The following is a 16478-nucleotide window of genomic DNA, read 5'->3' as shown; positions in this document are numbered from 1 at the left end:
CATGTCAGACCGCCACTACCACGATGGCGCCGATTACCAGCACGGCACCGATGGCCATGGACGCTGCATACCAGCGCAGTTGGCCGGTCTCGCTGCGGCTCAGGGCGGTGTGACCGGCCTTGGCGGCGCGCGGGATCAAACCGATGGTCTGGTCGAGCGGGTCTTTGCGCAGCACGTGGCTGATCGCAAGGTAAGGTTTGACGAACAGTTTGTCGTAGATCCAGTCGAAGCCCCAGGCGGCGAACCACCAGGCCGACAGAAAGCGCCCGATGCCACTGTTGGCAACGCCCGTGACGAAGCGGCGCTTGCCGAGGAACAGCAGGGCCGCCAGCAGGATACCGGCCAGGGCGATGGCGCCCGAGGCGATTTCCAGGCTGTGCTTGGCGGCGCCACCGGCATGGCCGGCGCTTTCCGGCAGTACACCGGCCAGTGGCGGGGTGATCATGGCGCCGATGAAGGTCGACAGGATGATCAGCACCGACAATGGCAGCCAGTGGGAGATGCCGTGGCCCGCGTGCGCTTCGGTCTTGGCTTCACCGTGGAAGGTGATGAAGATCAGGCGGAAGGTGTACAGCGAGGTCATGAACGCACCGACCAGGCCTGCGTAGAGCAAGTTCTGGTTACCGCTGGCAAAGGCTTCCCAGAGGATTTCGTCCTTGGAGTAGAAACCGGCAGTCACCAGCGGCAGGGCTGCGAGTGCGGCACCACCGACGATGAAGCTGGCATAGGCCAGCGGCAGTTTCTTCCACAGGCCGCCCATCTTGAAGATGTTCTGCTCGTGGTGGCAGGCCACGATCACCGCACCGGAGGCAAGGAACAGCAGGGCCTTGAAGAAGGCGTGGGTCATCAGGTGGAAGATCGCCGCGTCCCAGGCGCCAACGCCCAGGGCCAGGAACATGTAGCCGATCTGGCTCATGGTCGAGTAGGCGAGGATGCGCTTGATGTCGGTCTGCACCAGCGCGGCGAAGCCGGCCAGTACCAGGGTCACGCCACCGACGATGCCCACAAGATGCAGGATATCCGGCGCCAGGGTGAACAGACCGTGGGTCCGCGCGATCAGGTAGACACCGGCGGTTACCATGGTTGCCGCGTGAATCAGTGCGGAAACCGGGGTAGGACCGGCCATCGCATCCGCCAGCCAGGTTTGCAACGGCAGTTGCGCGGATTTACCCACGGCGCCGCCCAGCAGCATCAGGGTCGCCAGGGTGATCCAGAAGTCGCCGACCTGGAATTTCTGCGGTGCCAGCACCAGCAATTCCTGGATATTCAGCGTGCCCACCTGTTGGAACAGGATGAACAGACCGATGGCCATGAACACGTCGCCGATACGGGTGACGATAAACGCCTTGAGGGCCGCGTTACCGTTGTTGCGGTTGCTGTAGTAGAAACCGATCAACAGGTACGAGCATAGGCCCACGCCTTCCCAGCCGAAGTACAGGAACAACAGGTTATCGCCCAATACCAGGAACAGCATGCTGGCGATAAACAGGTTGGTGTAGGCAAAGAAGCGCGAGTAGCCCACTTCACCGCGCATGTACCAGGACGCGAACAGGTGGATCAGAAAGCCCACACCCACCACCACGCCGAGCATGGTGATCGACAGGCCGTCGACGTAGAGGGCGAAATTGGGCTTGAAGCCCTCCACCGACATCCACTGCCACAGCACGAGGGTGTAGTGGCCGCCTTCCGGCGGTGCCACGTTGAATTGCCAGATGACGTAGGCGGCCACAATGGCCGACAGGCCAATGGAGCCCACGCCGATCAGGGCCGAGAGGTTTTCCGACCAGCGCCCGCGAGAGAACGACAGCAGCAGGAAACCGATCAGGGGAAATACGAAAGTCAGAAAGATCATGTTCATCCGCGCATCTCACTGGCAGCGTCGATATCAAGCGTGTGGAAGCGACGGTACAGCTGCAGCAGGATCGCCAGGCCGATACTGGCCTCGGCGGCTGCCAGGCTGATCACCAGGATGAACATGACTTGTCCATCCGGCTGGCCCCAACGTGCGCCCGCCACGATGAACGCCAGTGCCGCAGCGTTCATCATGATTTCCAGGCTCATCAACACGAACAGAATGTTACGGCGCACCATCAGGCCGACCAGGCCAAGGCAGAACAGGATGCCGGCGACCGCCAGACCATGCTCCAAAGGGATAGCAGGCATCGTCATTGCTCCTTGGCTTCGTTGCGGCCCAAGTGGAAGGCCGTGATGGCTGCGGCGAGCAGCAGCATCGAAGCCAGTTCGACCACCAGCAGGTACGGGCCGAACAGGCTGATGCCCACGGCCTTGGCGTCTACGGTGGTGTGGCCGATGGCCTGGCCGCTCTGGTGAGCGAACAGCACATACAGCAGTTCACCCAGCAGCAGGGCTGCGAGGATGACCGGACCGAGCCAGATGCCGGGCTTGAGCCAGACGCGCTCCTGGGCGACCGAGGCCGGCCCCAGGTTGAGCATCATCACCACAAACACGAACAGCACCATGATGGCGCCGGCGTAGGCGATCACTTCCAGCACACCGGCAAACGGCGCGCCGAGGGCGAAGAAGGTCATGGCCACGGCGATCAGCGAAATGATCAGGTAGAGCAGGGCGTGCACAGGGTTGGTGTTGGTGATCACGCGAAGCGTGGACACAACTGCGATACCCGATGCGAAATAGAAAGCGAATTCCATCTTTCTTCCTTAAGGCAGCAAGCTCTTCACGTTGATCGGCTCGGCTTCGTTTTGTGCGGCGCCCTTGGGCTTACCGGCAACGGCCATACCTGCAACACGATAGAAGTTGTAATCAGGGTTTTTACCGGGACCAGAGATCAGCAGATCTTCTTTCTCGTACACCAGGTCCTGACGTTTGAACTCGGCCATCTCGAAATCCGGCGTGAGCTGGATCGCGGTGGTCGGGCAAGCTTCCTCGCAGAGGCCGCAGAAAATGCAGCGCGAGAAGTTGATGCGGAAGAAGTCCGGGTACCAGCGACCGTCTTCGGTTTCAGCTTTCTGCAGGGAGATGCAACCCACCGGGCACGCCACGGCGCACAGGTTGCAGGCTACGCAACGCTCTTCGCCATCGGGGTCGCGGGTGAGCACGATGCGGCCGCGATAGCGCGGCGGCAGGTACACCGCTTCTTCCGGGTATTGCAGGGTGTCGCGTTTGCGAAAGCCGTGACCGAACACCATCACCAGGCTTCGCAACTGGGTACCGGTACCCTTAACGATGTCGCCAATATATTTGAACATGGGTCAAATCCTCACTGAACCGCGGCCGCTGGCGTGTTCAACAACACAACGGCAGCAGTCACCAGCAAATTGATCAGGGTCAGTGGCAGGCAGAAGCGCCAGCTGAAATCCATCACCTGGTCGTATCGTGGACGCGGAATGGAAGCGCGCAGCAGGATAAACAACATGATGAAGAACGCGGTCTTGAGGAAGAACCAGAAGAACGCCAACTGCGGCAGGATGCCGAACGGACCGTGCCAGCCGCCGAAGAACAGCGTCACCAGCAGGGCCGAGATCAGGATGATGCCGATGTACTCACCGACGAAGAACATGCCCCACTTCATGCCGGCATATTCAATGTGGTAACCGTCGGCCAGTTCCTGTTCCGCTTCCGGCTGGTCGAAGGGGTGACGGTGAGTCACGGCCACGCCAGCAATGAAGAAGGTACAGAAGCCAAAGAACTGCGGAATGATGAACCACAGGTTCTGCGCCTGGTACTCGACAATGTCACGCATGTTGAACGAGCCGACCTGCACCACGATGCCCATCAGCGCCAGGCCCATGAACACTTCGTAGGACACGGTCTGGGCCGAGGCGCGCAAGCTGCCCAGCAGGGCGAACTTGTTGTTGCTCGACCAACCGGCGAACAGCACCGCATACACCGACAGACCGGCCATGGCGAAGAAGAACAGCAGGCCGATGTTCAGGTCCGCCACGCCCCAGGTCGGGGTGATCGGGATGACCGCGAAGGCGATCAGCAAGGCGCTCATGGCCACTACCGGCGCCAGGGTGAAGATCACCTTGTCGGCGAACGGCGGGGTCCAGTCTTCCTTGAAGAACATCTTCAGCATGTCGGCAGCGATCTGGAACATGCCGAACGGACCAACGCGGTTCGGACCGTAACGGTCCTGCCACCAGCCCAGCAGACGACGTTCGACGAAGCTGAGCAGGGCGCCCGCGACGACCACGGCCAACAGGATCACGATGGCCTTGACGACCGAGATGATCACGTCGATCACTTCAGGGGTGAACCAGGTCATTGCGCTGCCTCCTGCAGACCGTCAACGGTTTTGCCGAAAATGGCCGGCGGGATACCCGCAAGGCCTTTGGGCAATGCAACCAGGCCGGCACCCAACTCATCGTTGATGCGCAGCGGCAGACGCAGGGTCTGGCCGGCCACGTTCAGGTTGAGCAGGGCACCGTCATTGACGCCCAGGCGATCCGCTTCGGACTTGGCCAGCGACACGTAGGCGTCTGGAATGCGCTCTTGCACCGGAGCGGCCTTGGAAGAGTTTTCTTCACTGCCGAACAGGTGGAAAAACGGCACAACCTGCCAGGTGCCCGGCGCCGGGTTGAACGGACGCGGTACGGCGGCGAACCAGTTCAGCGAATCACCCGTGCTTTCGATCAGGCGGGTGCCCGGGTCGCCCGCGCGGATGTGACCACCCACTTCGTCCTGGAACTTGTTCCAGGCCTGTGGCGAGTTCCAGCCCGGCGACCAGGCAAACGGCACCTGCTGACGCGGTTCGGCCGAACCCGAGTAGCCTTCCATGGAGAAGGCGAACGCGGTGTCGTGGTCTTGCGGGGTGCGCGGTTCGTGCACGCTGATGTCGGCGCGCATGGCGGTACGACCGGAGTAACGCAGCGGTTCGCGGGCCAGTTTCATGCCCTTGATGCGGAACGCGGCGGACGGTGCGGCATCGACAATCCGCGCAAGCTGCGGCGCGCTGGCGGCGGTGGCGGCGGTGACGTGATCGAGCTGAGTCCAGTCGATCGGCTGGTTCAGCAGGGTCGCGCGCAGGGCATGCAGCCAGCGCCAGCCTTCGTGAACCAGGATGCTGGCGTCCATGTACTTCGGATCGAACACCTGGAAGAAGCGCTGTGCGCGGCCTTCCTGACTGACCAGCGTACCGTCGCCTTCGGCGAAGGTGGCGGCCGGCAGTACCAGATGCGCGCGTTCGCTGGTGGCGGTCTGCTGGTGGTCGGCGACGATCAGCACCTTGGCGGCGTTGAGCGCGGCGTCAACTTTGGCAGCGTCGGTACGGGTGTACAGGTCGTTTTCCAGCACCACGATGGCGTCGGCGTTGCCGTCGATCACCGCTTGCAGGCCGGCGTCCAGGGACTCGCCACCGAGCATGGCCAGGCCAAGGCTGTTGGCTTCCGGCACTACCAGGCTGATGGAGCCGTTCTTGTCGCGCAGCTTCAAGGCCTTGGCGATGTTGGCAGCCGCCTCGATCAGTGCCTTGGAACCCAATGAGGTACCGGCAATGATCAACGGACGCTTGGCCGCCAGCAGGGCGTCGGCGATGCGCTGGGCCAGCTCGAGGGCTTCAGTGTCCAGGCCTTCGACGGCCGGTGCGCTGGCGTCGAGGGCGTGGGCCACGGCGAAACCGATGCGGGCCAGGTCGTCCGGTGCTGCGTGCACGCATTCTTCGGCGATGTCGTCGAGCTTGGTTTCAGCCAGGGAGGCGATAAACAGCGGGTTCAGCGCGTGCTGGCCGATGTTTTTCACGGCGGCGTCGAGCCACGGCTGCACGCGCATGGCGTCGGCCATGTCTTCGGCCTTGCCCTTGACCGACTGGCGCAGGGACAGGGCCACGCGCGCAGCGGTCTGGGTCAGGTCTTCACCGAGCACGAAGATCGCATCGTGGTCTTCGATGTCGCGCATGTTCGGCACTGGCAGCGGGCTGTCGTTGAGCACTTGCAGGACCAGACGGATGCGCTCCAGCTCGCCGGCTTCGATACCGCTGTAGAAGTGCTCGGCGCCGACCAGTTCGCGCAACGCAAAGTTGCTTTCGAGGCTGGCGCGTGGCGAACCGATACCGACAATGTTGCGGCCGCGCAGCAGGTCGGCGGCTTTATCCAGCGCGCTGTCCAGGCTCAGTTGGGTGCCATCGGCCAGCAATGGCTGGCGCGGGCGATCCTTGCGGTTGACATAGCCGTAGCCAAAACGGCCACGGTCGCAGAGGAAGTACTGGTTGACCGAACCGTTGAAGCGGTTTTCGATGCGACGCAGTTCACCGTAGCGCTCGCCCGGGGAAATGTTGCAACCGCTGGAGCAGCCATGGCAGATGCTCGGCGCGAATTGCATGTCCCACTTGCGGTTGTAGCGCTCGGAGTGGGTCTTGTCGGTGAACACACCGGTCGGGCAGACCTCGGTGAGGTTGCCGGAGAACTCGCTTTCCAGAACGCCGTCTTCAACGCGACCGAAGTACACGTTGTCGTGGGCGCCGAATACGCCCAGGTCGGTGCCGCCGGCGTAGTCTTTGTAGAAACGCACGCAGCGATAGCAGGCGATGCAGCGGTTCATTTCGTGGGAGATGAACGGGCCCAGTTGCTGGTTCTGGTGGGTGCGCTTGGTGAAGCGATAACGGCGCTCGTTGTGGCCGGTCATCACTGTCATGTCTTGCAGATGGCAGTGACCGCCTTCCTCACAGACCGGGCAGTCGTGGGGGTGGTTGGTCATCAGCCATTCGACGACACTGGCGCGGAACGCCTTGGATTCTTCATCTTCGATGGAGATCCAGGTGTTGTCGGTGGCTGGGGTCATGCACGACATGACGATACGACCACGGGTGTCGTTCTCGTCGGTGTACTGCTTGACCGCGCACTGGCGACAGGCACCGACGCTACCGAGCGCGGGGTGCCAGCAGAAATACGGGATGTCGAGGCCGAGTGACAGACATGCCTGTAACAGGTTGTCCGCCCCATCGACTTCGAGCGCTTTGCCGTCTACGTGGATAGTGGCCATGGTTCAAAGTTCTTCGTTGGCCCGTTGTCAGCGGGCGTGGCTAATGGAATCTTGTTATTCATGTGCATCTACACAGCCATCAAGGCGTCAGCACATGAGAAAGCGAAGGGCACGGGCCCTTCGCCTTTTAAAGCGTTACGCGCCGACCATGGTCGGCGATACCACCTGAGTCAGCTCGCCCGCGCGGGTTGGCGCGATGCCGGCCTCGAATTCAGGGCGGAAGTATTTGATTGCGCTGCCCAATGGCTCCACGGCGCCCGGTGCGTGAGCACAGAAGGTCTTGCCTGGGCCGAGGAAGCCGACCAGGCCGAGCAGGGTTTCGATATCCCCCTCGCGGCCTTCACCGTTTTCCAGAGCCATCAGCAGCTTCACGCTCCACGGCAAACCGTCGCGGCATGGGGTGCAGAAACCGCACGATTCACGGGCAAAGAACTGCTCCATGTTGCGCAGCAACGAAACCATGTTCACGGTGTTGTCCACCGCCATCGCCAGGCCGGTACCCATCCGGGTGCCGACTTTGCCGATACCGCCGGCATACATTTGTGCGTCGAGGTGTTCAGGAAGCAGGAAGCCGGTACCCGCGCCACCTGGTTGCCAGGCTTTCAAGGTGTAGCCGTCGCGCATGCCACCGGCGTAGTCCTCGAACAGCTCGCGTGCGGTGACGCCAAATGGCAGCTCCCACAGGCCAGGGTTCTTGACCTTGCCGGAGAAGCCCATGAGCTTGGTGCCCATGTCTTCGCTGCCTTCGCGGGCCAACGATTTGTACCAGTCCACGCCGTCGGCGATGATCGCCGGCACGTTGCACAGGGTTTCGACGTTGTTCACGCAGGTCGGCTTGCCCCACACGCCCACGGCGGCAGGAAAGGGCGGCTTGGAGCGCGGGTTGGCGCGGCGCCCTTCGAGGGAGTTGATCAGTGCGGTTTCTTCACCGCAGATATAACGCCCGGCGCCGGTGTGCACGAACAGTTCGAAGTCAAAACCCGAACCCAGGATGTTCTTGCCCAGCAGGCCTGCTGCCTTGGCTTCTGCCACGGCGCGGTTGAGGTGCTTGGCGGCGGTGGTGTATTCGCCACGCAGGAAGATGTAGCCACGGTAGGTCTTGAGCGCGCGTGCGCTGATCAGCATGCCTTCGATCAGCAGATGGGGCAGTTGCTCCATCAGCATGCGGTCTTTCCAGGTGTTCGGCTCCATTTCATCCGCGTTACACAAAAGGTAACGGATGTTGATGGATTCGTCCTTGGGCATCAGGCCCCACTTCACGCCCGTGGGGAAGCCCGCGCCGCCGCGACCCTTGAGGCCGGCGTCTTTCACGGTCTGGACGATGTCGTCCTGGGCCATGTCGGCGAAGGCCTTGCGTGCAGCAGCGTAGCCGTTCTTGGTCTGGTACTCGTCGAGCCAGACCGGCTCGCCGTCGTCCCGCAGGCGCCAGGTGAGCGGGTGGGTCTCGGCCGAGCGCTTGATCAGGTTGGCCGGGCCGAAAGAGGTCAGGGTCATGGGTAGCCCTCGAGCAATTGGGTCACGCCAGCAGGCTGTACGTCACCGAATGTGTCGTCGTCGATCATCAACGCCGGCGCCTTGTCGCAGTTGCCCAGGCAGCACACCGGCAGCAGCGTGAAGCGGCCGTCTGCGGTGGTCTGGCCGAGGCCGATGCCCAGTTTGGCCTGGATTTCGCTGACCACCGATTCGTGGCCACCGATGTAGCAGACCATGCTGTCGCACACGCGAATGATGTGGCGACCCACCGGCTGGCGGAAGATCTGGCTGTAGAACGTGGCCACGCCTTCAACGTCGCTGGCCGGGATGCCGAGGATCTCGCCGATGGCGTAGAGGGCGCCGTCCGGCACCCAGCCACGTTCCTTCTGCACGATCTTCAGGGCTTCGATCGACGCCGCGCGCGGGTCTTCGTAGTGATGCAGCTCGTGCTCGATGGCCGAGCGCTCGGTTTCACTCAAGGTGAAACGGTCTGTCTGGATAAGCGTGCTGTTCATGCTTAGCGGTCCACGTCGGCCATAACGAAATCGATACTACCCAGGTACGCAATCAAGTCCGCGACCATCTCGCCTTTGATCACCGAAGGGATCTGCTGCAAGTGCGGGAAGCTTGGAGTACGAATCCGGGTGCGGTAGCTCATGGTGCCGCCATCGCTCGTCAGGTAATAACTGTTGATACCCTTGGTCGCTTCGATCATCTGGAAGGATTCGTTGGCCGGCATCACCGGGCCCCACGAAACCTGCAGGAAGTGCGTGATCAGGGTTTCGATGTGCTGCAGCGTGCGCTCTTTGGGCGGCGGCGTCGTCAGCGGGTGATCCGCCTTGTATGGGCCGGCCGGCATGTTGCGCATGCATTGCTCGATGATCTTGAGGCTCTGACGCATTTCTTCGACGCGCACGATGCAGCGGTCGTAGGCATCGCCATTGGCGGCCAGCGGCACTTCGAACTCGAAGTTCTCGTAGCCCGAATACGGGCGCGCCTTGCGCAGGTCGAAATCGCAGCCGGTGGAACGCAGGCCGGCACCGGTGACGCCCCATTCCAGGGCTTCCTTGGTGTTGTACTGCGCAACGCCGATGGTGCGGCCCTTGAGGATGCTGTTGTCCAGCGCGGCCTTTTGGTACTCGTCCAGACGCTTGGGCATCCAGTCGATGAATTCCTTGACCAGACGCTCCCAGCCGTTGGGCAGGTCATGCGCCACGCCGCCGATGCGGTACCAGGCCGGGTGCAGGCGGAAACCGGTGACGGCTTCGATGACCTTGTAGGCGCGTTGACGGTCGGTGAAGGTAAAGAAAACCGGGGTCATGGCGCCCACGTCCTGGATGTAGGTACCCAGGAACAGCAGGTGGCTGGTGATGCGGAAGAACTCGGCCATCATGATGCGGATGGTGTCGACGCGATCCGGCACCTTGATACCGGCGAGCTTCTCGACCGAGAGCACGTACGGCAGGTTGTTCATCACGCCGCCGAGGTAGTCGATACGGTCGGTGTACGGAATGAAGCTGTGCCAGGACTGACGCTCGGCCATTTTTTCGGCACCACGGTGGTGGTAGCCGATGTCGGGCACGCAGTCGACGATTTCTTCGCCGTCCAGTTGCAGGATGATGCGGAAGGCACCGTGAGCCGAAGGGTGGTTAGGGCCCAGGTTGAGGAACATGTAGTCCTCGTTGGTGCCGGAGCGTTTCATGCCCCAGTCTTCCGGGCGGAAGCGCGCAGCTTCTTCTTCGAGCTGTTGCTTGGCCAGGGTCAGGCTGAACGGGTCGAATTCGGTGGCGCGCGCAGGGTAGTCCTTGCGCAGCGGGTGACCTTCCCACGTCGGCGGCATCATGATGCGCGTGAGGTGCGGGTGGCCCGGGAAGTCGATACCGAACATGTCCCAGACTTCGCGCTCGTACCAGCTTGCGTTGGGCCAGATACCGGTGACGGTCGGCACGCTCAGGTCGCCTTCGCTGAGGGCAACCTTGATCATCACATCGCTGTTACGTTCCAGCGACATCAGGTGGTAGAACACGGTGAAATCGGCGCCGCTGGGCAGCCCCTGGCGCTTGGTACGCAGACGCTCGTCCACGCCATGCAGGTCATAGAGCATGACGTACGGCTTGGGCAGGTTGCGCAGGAAGCTCAGGACTTCGACGAGCCGTGCACGCGCCACCCACAACACCGGCATGCCGGTGCGTGTGGCCTGGGCGGTGAAGGCGTCAGGGCCAAAACGGTTATTGAGTTCGACGACCACATCCTGGTCGTCTGCCTTGTAAGGCGGGATATACAGAGCACTGCCTGTAGTCATGGTTTTTTATCGCTTTCGGTCAACGTAAAGAATGAGGCCAGGTGTTCGTTCTATAAAAGAAGCGGGCTGGATCAGACTTCGTCGGGGCTGCGCAGGTTGGTGACTGCGATTCGCTGTTCGCGGCGCTGTTCCTTTTGTGACGGCATCTCGGCGCGGTACACGCCTTGATCGCCGACGACCCAGGAAAGCGGGCGACGCTCCTTGCCAATCGATTCCTGCAGCAGCATCAAGCCTTGCAGAAAAGCTTCAGGGCGGGGCGGGCAGCCAGGCACGTAGACGTCCACGGGCAGGAACTTGTCCACCCCCTGAACCACGGAGTAGATGTCGTACATGCCACCGGAGTTGGCGCACGAACCCATGGAGATAACCCACTTTGGCTCGAGCATTTGCTCGTAGAGGCGCTGAATGATCGGCGCCATCTTGATAAAGCAGGTACCGGCGATAACCATGAAGTCCGCCTGGCGCGGCGATGCCCGAATAACTTCGGCGCCAAAGCGCGCGATGTCGTGGGGCGCCGTGAAGGCGGTGGTCATTTCCACGTAGCAGCACGAAAGGCCGAAGTTGTACGGCCACAGGGAGTTTTTACGCCCCCAGTTGACCGCGCCACTCAGCACGTCTTCGAGCTTGCCCATGTAGATGTTTTTGTGGACTTGATCTTCTAACGGATCGGAGACGGTTTCCCGTTCGCCGATGGGGTACTGATCGTTAGGAGCATCCGGGTCGATCCTGGTGAGATTGTATTGCATCGCCAAAGCCTCATTGTTTCAGCTTCGCTTGCCGCTTGCGACGAGCTTCCGGAGCCCAGTCAAGGGCGCCCACTCGAAATAGGTAGACAAGGCCTGCCAACAGAATTGCTATGAAAACGAGGGCTTCGACGAATCCGGTCCAGCCGCTTTCGCGGACGGACACAGACCAGGCAAAGAGAAAAAGGGCTTCGATATCGAAGATCACGAAGAGCATCGCGACCAGATAGAATTTGGCTGAGAGCCGCAAGCGGGCGCCACCTGTAGGCAGCATGCCGGATTCGAACGGTTCATTCTTGCTGCGCCCCCAGGCTTTTGACCCGAGGAGGCTGGAGACGCCGAGCATGAAGGCGCAAAGCCCCACAACACCGAGGAGGAAAATGGCAAAGCCCCAGTTGTGGGCGATGAGTCCTGTCGCTTCGGTCATGCTGGAAATCCTTAACAGAGAGCAAAGGTCTCTGAGCTCGAAAAAGTAACGATGCAGTGACGATATGTCGCACTGCAATCAATCTCGGTGATTTTATGGCTAAACACCGGGCAAGTAAAATTCCTGCGGCGAAATTATTCGGTGGATGAAGCACATAGTGCACCTTTGTGGGGCTGTAGCCCTTGCTCTGCGGGCATTAGCGGGCTTTGAATCAATTACGCCCGGTTGACGCGACAACCAAGTTTTTATGCGCCAAATGATAATGACTATTGTTTGTGAGGGGTTTAAGGGAATGGTTCTCGTGTGGCGCGGGAAGTTGTTGTTACTTGGTTGAATGCTGTTAGTTGCTGGAACGGATTTTTTAACCGATCCGGTGTGCGCAGATACCGCTCTGGATCAATGTTTTGTGCAAAACCTGCGCAATCGACACAGGATTCAGTGTGGGAGGGGGCTTGCTCCCTCCCACAGTTGAGCCCCACGCCGCACAGCAAAAAGCCCCGAACCAGTCGGGGCTTTTTGCTGTGCGGCGTTGTGGTCTTAGTGGAACTGCTCTTCTTCAGTCGAACCCTTCAGCGCAGTCACCGACGAAGTGCCGCCCTGGATCACGGTGGTCATGTCATCGAAGTAGCCGGTGCCCACTTCCTGCTGGTGCGCCACGAAGGTGTAGCCCTTGGAAGCGTCGGCGAACTCCTGCTCCTGCAGCTTCACGTAGGCGGTCATGTCATTGCGGGCGTAGTCGTGCGCCAGGTTGAACATGCTGTGCCACATGTTGTGAATGCCGGCCAGGGTGATGAACTGATGCTTGTAGCCCATGGCCGACAGTTCGCGCTGGAACTTGGCGATGGTCGCGTCGTCCAGGTTCTTCTTCCAGTTGAAGGACGGCGAGCAGTTGTAGGACAGCAGTTGGTCCGGGTATTCCTTCTTGATCGCTTCGGCGAAACGACGCGCTTCGTCCAGATCCGGCTTGGCGGTTTCGCACCAGATCAGGTCGGCGTACGGCGCATAGGCCAGGCCACGGGCGATGGCCTGGTCGAGGCCGGCGCGCACCTTGTAGAAACCTTCCTGAGTGCGTTCGCCGGTCACGAACGGCTGGTCGTACGGATCGCAATCGGACGTCAAGAGGTCAGCCGCGTTGGCGTCGGTACGGGCAAGGATAATGGTCGGGGTGCCGGCCACGTCGGCGACCAGGCGCGCAGCGGTCAGCTTCTGTACCGCCTCCTGGGTCGGAACCAGCACCTTGCCGCCCATGTGGCCGCATTTTTTCACCGAGGCCAATTGGTCTTCGAAGTGCACGCCGGCAGCGCCTGCCTCGATCATGCTTTTCATCAGTTCGTAGGCGTTGAGTACGCCGCCGAAACCGGCTTCGGCATCGGCCACGATGGGGGCGAAGTAGTCGATGTAACCTTCGTCGCCCGGGCCTTTGCCGGCTTTCCACTGGATCTGGTCGGCACGGCGGAACGAGTTGTTGATGCGCTTGACCACGGTCGGCACCGAGTCCACCGGGTACAGCGACTGGTCGGGGTACATGGATTCGGCGGAGTTGTTGTCCGCCGCCACTTGCCAGCCGGACAGGTAGATCGCCTGGATACCGGCTTTTACCTGCTGCACAGCCTGGCCGCCGGTGAGGGCGCCCATGCAGTTGACGAAATCCTTGTCGGGGCGGAAGGACGGCTTGGCGCCCTGGGTGACCAGGTTCCACAGCTTCTCGGCGCCGAGTTTGGCAAAGGTGTGCTCAGGTTGAACCGAGCCGCGCAGGCGGACGACGTCAGCAGCCGAATAAGCGCGGGTCACGCCTTTCCAGCGTGGGTTTTCAGCCCAGTCTTTTTCGAGGGCTGCAATTTGCTGTTCGCGTGTCAGTGCCATGGAGATAAACCTCGTCGTCGCGTCTTGTTAGGGTTCAAGGGCCCCTTGCCAGGGCCCTGTATTAGCGGGAGCGAGGCCATCATGCACAGCCTTTTTTGGGGCGTCAAATGTTTTGTAGTGCTTTTTTAAAGGCACTACATATTTGCCTTTGTGCGACTTGTCAGTCAGTTTTTGGTGCCTCAGTTCAGGCTGTCGACTTTGACCCGTACAGTCAGGTCATCGCGGCCCTGAGTAGAGTAGCTGCGGGTTGTAGAGGCTTTGTCGGCTTGAGTCGCGCGGTTGATGCCGGCCAGGGAAATCCACTCGCCCAGGCGGCCGCTGACGGTTGTGTCAGTACTTTGTACGTTCACTACATCGGGACGTTCCTGGCTCATGCGGTCACGGTTGGTACTGATCGCCAGGTGAACGGTCTCGCCGGTGACGCTGGCCGTGACATAGAAACCCTGGGTGACATTGCGGTACTGGGTCTGATTTTGCAGGCGACCGTAACTGTCCTGCTGAGTGCTGGTCAGCGGCACGCTCTGACCCACCTGGATCAGTGCGGGCACGCCTTCGCTGGCCTGGATCTGCTGGATGCCGCCTTCACGGCTCTCGGTGCTGTAGCTGATCACCTGACCATTGGTTTGCTGGTTGTTTTCATTGGTGTCGACGGTGATCAGCAGGCGCTTGGCGGGTGTGTCCAACTGCGCGAGCAGGGCGCGCAAACCCTCGATTTTGTCCGGTTGCGCATTGACGATCAGCTGATTGCCATAGGCGCTGACGGTGCCGTCCTTGCCAATGAAATTTTGCGCCACGGGCAGCAGGTCGGCGCTGGTGCGGTTGCTCAGGTCGACCACGGCCGTGTCGGCCATGGCCGACACGCTCGTGGTCAGGAGGAGGGCGGTGAGCAGGGTGCGTAGGGACATGTCCGTGATCTCTGCGATTGGTTCAAGCTTGGATAGTGCCAGTTTGTCGGCCTGGCGGGTCGCAAGTTGAATCCCGGACAGCAAAATGCCCTGACAAGGCAGGGCATTTTGTGGTGTTGCTGAAACAGCCATCGGGGGCAGGCCCCCTCCCACACTTGAAGATGTACTCGGTCAAAATGTGGGAGGGGGCTTGCCCCCGATAGCCGCGACGCGGTCCTGGATCAGTCCCCGCGCACCATATCCACGTGCGGAATCCCGACCTCCAGAAACTCATCGCTGACAATCTTGAAGCCCAACCGCTCGTAAAACGGCGCTGCGTACACCTGCGCACTCAAGAACTGCCGGGTCTGCCCACGTTGCTCGGCCACGCCGATCACCGTTTCCATCAGCTTGTCGCCCACTTTCAGCCCGCGCCAGTCCTTGAGTACCGACACGCGGCCGATCTCGCCGCTGGGCAGCAGACGCGCGGTGCCTATGGGAAAGTCGCCTTCAAACGCCAGAAAGTGCATGGCACTCGCGTCGTCCGCATCCCACTCCAGCTCTGGTGGAACCGATTGTTCCGCGATAAATACCGCTTCACGAATGCGCCGAATCTCGTCGATATCCTTTCGCCAGTCCGCGACACTTACGTGAATCCTATTCATCGGCGAACCCCAGGCTGCCCTGCTTGACCAGTTCGCACAGCAGGTCACGGCCATCTTCGTCGGCCAGCCATGGGCCGAGGTTATCGCTGTGCAGCGCATCGGCCGAGCACACCAGCTTCAACAGCTCGCGCAGCTTGCCTGGCAGGTAGCGGCTCTGGCCGCTGGCGAACAGCAGCACGTCGTCGTCGACTTCCGACCATGCCAGGCGCGCGCTCGGGTTGCGCACCAGGATCGCGCCGTCCTGCAGGCTGGCGATGAAGTCGTCTTCGCCCAGCTCTTCGCCGGCCACCAGTTCCGGGTAGCGCGGTTCGGTCATGAACTGGCCGAACCAGGTGAGCAGCATGCGCTCGTCGCTCATGTGCTCGGCCAGCAGGCTCTTGAGGCGGTCGAGGGCGTCGCTCTGGATCTGATGTGGGTCGCTGACCGGCTGCGCATCGGCGTCGGTGTAGCGCTCTTCGTCGGTCAGGTACTGGCTGAGGAAGTCGGTGAAGTGGGTCAGCACTTCGGCGGCGCTTGGGGCGCGGAAACCCACCGAGTAGGTCATGCAGTCGTCTTCGGCGATGCCAAAATGGGCCAGGCGCGGCGGCAGGTAGAGCATGTCACCCGGCTCCAGCACCCATTCGGCGCTTTCTTCGAAGTCGGCGAGGATGCGCAGGTCGGCATGCTGCAGCAGCGGGCTCTCGGAGTTGCACATCTGGCCGATCTTCCAGTTGCGCTTGCCCTGGGCCTGCAGCAGGAACACGTCGTAATTGTCGAAGTGCGGGCCCACGCTGCCGCCCGGTGCGGCGAAGCTGATCATCACGTCGTCAATGCGCCAGCTCGGCAGGAAGCGGAACTGTTGCAGCAGCTCGGCCACTTCCGGCACGAACTGGTCGACCGCCTGCACCAGCAGCGTCCACTCGCGCTCGGGCAGGGTGCTGAAAGCGTCTTCGGCGAACGGCCCGCGACGCAGTTCCCACGGACGCTCGCCATGCTCGATCACCAGGCGCGATTCGACTTCTTCTTCCAGCGCCAGGCCTGCCAGTTCGTCGGCGTCGATCGGGCTTTCGAAATCAGGGATGGCCTGGCGGATCAACAAGGGTTTCTTCTGCCAGTAGTCGCGCAGGAACTCCCGTGCCGTGATGCCGCCCAGTAGTTGAAGAGGGATATCAGGATTCATGTGTA

At 61.3% G+C, this 16478-nt stretch carries 15 protein-coding genes; all 15 read right to left on the bottom strand.

Annotation, left to right across the window (positions count from 1 at the left end; all coding sequences use genetic code 11):
• Positions 1-4: 4 nt before the first annotated feature.
• Positions 5-1858, bottom strand: coding sequence for an NADH-quinone oxidoreductase subunit L (nuoL, locus tag VRB54_RS14595; RefSeq protein ID WP_338477756.1), 1854 nt, complete (start codon positions 1856-1858; stop codon positions 5-7).
• Positions 1855-2163: an NADH-quinone oxidoreductase subunit NuoK gene (nuoK, locus tag VRB54_RS14590; protein ID WP_003174727.1), complete on the bottom strand. Its 309-nt coding sequence runs from the start codon at positions 2161-2163 to the stop codon at positions 1855-1857. Before nuoK ends, nuoL begins: the two co-directional genes overlap by 4 nt.
• A gap of 2 nt (positions 2164-2165) precedes the next feature.
• Positions 2166-2669, bottom strand: coding sequence for an NADH-quinone oxidoreductase subunit J (nuoJ, locus tag VRB54_RS14585; RefSeq protein ID WP_016974946.1), 504 nt, complete (start codon positions 2667-2669; stop codon positions 2166-2168).
• A 9-nt stretch (positions 2670-2678) separates the two neighbouring features.
• Positions 2679-3227, bottom strand: coding sequence for an NADH-quinone oxidoreductase subunit NuoI (nuoI, locus tag VRB54_RS14580; protein ID WP_003174725.1), 549 nt, complete (start codon positions 3225-3227; stop codon positions 2679-2681).
• 11 nt (positions 3228-3238) lie between these two features.
• Positions 3239-4246, bottom strand: a complete 1008-nt coding sequence (gene nuoH, locus VRB54_RS14575; RefSeq protein ID WP_012724954.1) for an NADH-quinone oxidoreductase subunit NuoH — start codon at positions 4244-4246, stop codon at positions 3239-3241.
• A complete protein-coding gene (gene nuoG / locus VRB54_RS14570; RefSeq protein ID WP_338477755.1) occupies positions 4243-6957 on the bottom strand; it encodes an NADH-quinone oxidoreductase subunit NuoG in 2715 nt (904 codons plus the stop codon). Before nuoG ends, nuoH begins: the two co-directional genes overlap by 4 nt.
• Positions 6958-7092: 135 nt before the next feature.
• A complete protein-coding gene (nuoF, locus tag VRB54_RS14565) occupies positions 7093-8451 on the bottom strand; it encodes an NADH-quinone oxidoreductase subunit NuoF (RefSeq protein WP_003232078.1) in 1359 nt (452 codons plus the stop codon).
• On the bottom strand, positions 8448-8945 hold the full coding sequence (gene nuoE, locus VRB54_RS14560; protein ID WP_003232080.1) for an NADH-quinone oxidoreductase subunit NuoE: 498 nt from the start codon (positions 8943-8945) through the stop codon (positions 8448-8450). Before nuoE ends, nuoF begins: the two co-directional genes overlap by 4 nt.
• 2 nt (positions 8946-8947) lie before the next feature.
• On the bottom strand, positions 8948-10732 hold the full coding sequence (gene nuoC / locus VRB54_RS14555; RefSeq protein WP_338477754.1) for an NADH-quinone oxidoreductase subunit C/D: 1785 nt from the start codon (positions 10730-10732) through the stop codon (positions 8948-8950).
• 71 nt (positions 10733-10803) lie between these two features.
• On the bottom strand, positions 10804-11478 hold the full coding sequence (locus VRB54_RS14550; protein ID WP_012724951.1) for a NuoB/complex I 20 kDa subunit family protein: 675 nt from the start codon (positions 11476-11478) through the stop codon (positions 10804-10806).
• 10 nt (positions 11479-11488) lie between these two features.
• Positions 11489-11902: an NADH-quinone oxidoreductase subunit A gene (locus VRB54_RS14545; protein ID WP_015372409.1), complete on the bottom strand. Its 414-nt coding sequence runs from the start codon at positions 11900-11902 to the stop codon at positions 11489-11491.
• A gap of 537 nt (positions 11903-12439) precedes the next feature.
• Positions 12440-13765 (bottom strand): isocitrate lyase, encoded by a 1326-nt coding sequence (aceA, locus tag VRB54_RS14540; protein WP_338477753.1) that lies wholly within the window; start codon positions 13763-13765, stop codon positions 12440-12442.
• 179 nt (positions 13766-13944) lie between these two features.
• Positions 13945-14670, bottom strand: a complete 726-nt coding sequence (locus VRB54_RS14535; protein WP_338477752.1) for a secretin N-terminal domain-containing protein — start codon at positions 14668-14670, stop codon at positions 13945-13947.
• A gap of 221 nt (positions 14671-14891) precedes the next feature.
• Positions 14892-15314 (bottom strand): GNAT family N-acetyltransferase, encoded by a 423-nt coding sequence (locus tag VRB54_RS14530; protein WP_338477751.1) that lies wholly within the window; start codon positions 15312-15314, stop codon positions 14892-14894.
• Positions 15307-16473 carry a cupin domain-containing protein gene (locus VRB54_RS14525; protein ID WP_322213951.1) on the bottom strand — a complete coding sequence of 389 codons (1167 nt, stop codon included), beginning with the start codon at positions 16471-16473 and terminating at the stop codon, positions 15307-15309. The genes VRB54_RS14530 and VRB54_RS14525 overlap by 8 nt, the downstream gene beginning before the upstream one ends.
• Positions 16474-16478: the final 5 nt, after the last annotated feature.

This window comes from Pseudomonas trivialis (genome assembly GCF_036864995.1).
GTDB classification, from domain to species: domain Bacteria; phylum Pseudomonadota; class Gammaproteobacteria; order Pseudomonadales; family Pseudomonadaceae; genus Aquipseudomonas; species Aquipseudomonas trivialis.
The sequence above is the reverse complement of the archived record's forward strand: the minus strand, read 5'-3'. Positions and strand labels throughout refer to the sequence as shown.

Coding starts and splice junctions, on each gene's coding strand:
- nuoL (WP_338477756.1), bottom strand. CDS start 1,858: ATGAACATGATCTTTCTGACTTTCGTATTTCCCCTGATCGGTTTCCTG.
- nuoK (WP_003174727.1), bottom strand. CDS start 2,163: ATGCCTGCTATCCCTTTGGAGCATGGTCTGGCGGTCGCCGGCATCCTG.
- nuoJ (WP_016974946.1), bottom strand. CDS start 2,669: ATGGAATTCGCTTTCTATTTCGCATCGGGTATCGCAGTTGTGTCCACG.
- nuoI (WP_003174725.1), bottom strand. CDS start 3,227: ATGTTCAAATATATTGGCGACATCGTTAAGGGTACCGGTACCCAGTTG.
- nuoH (WP_012724954.1), bottom strand. CDS start 4,246: ATGACCTGGTTCACCCCTGAAGTGATCGACGTGATCATCTCGGTCGTC.
- nuoG (WP_338477755.1), bottom strand. CDS start 6,957: ATGGCCACTATCCACGTAGACGGCAAAGCGCTCGAAGTCGATGGGGCG.
- nuoF (WP_003232078.1), bottom strand. CDS start 8,451: ATGACCCTGACCTCTTTCGGCCCGGCCAACCTGATCAAGCGCTCGGCC.
- nuoE (WP_003232080.1), bottom strand. CDS start 8,945: ATGAACAGCACGCTTATCCAGACAGACCGTTTCACCTTGAGTGAAACC.
- nuoC (WP_338477754.1), bottom strand. CDS start 10,732: ATGACTACAGGCAGTGCTCTGTATATCCCGCCTTACAAGGCAGACGAC.
- VRB54_RS14550 (WP_012724951.1), bottom strand. CDS start 11,478: ATGCAATACAATCTCACCAGGATCGACCCGGATGCTCCTAACGATCAG.
- VRB54_RS14545 (WP_015372409.1), bottom strand. CDS start 11,902: ATGACCGAAGCGACAGGACTCATCGCCCACAACTGGGGCTTTGCCATT.
- aceA (WP_338477753.1), bottom strand. CDS start 13,765: ATGGCACTGACACGCGAACAGCAAATTGCAGCCCTCGAAAAAGACTGG.
- VRB54_RS14535 (WP_338477752.1), bottom strand. CDS start 14,670: ATGTCCCTACGCACCCTGCTCACCGCCCTCCTCCTGACCACGAGCGTG.
- VRB54_RS14530 (WP_338477751.1), bottom strand. CDS start 15,314: ATGAATAGGATTCACGTAAGTGTCGCGGACTGGCGAAAGGATATCGAC.
- VRB54_RS14525 (WP_322213951.1), bottom strand. CDS start 16,473: ATGAATCCTGATATCCCTCTTCAACTACTGGGCGGCATCACGGCACGG.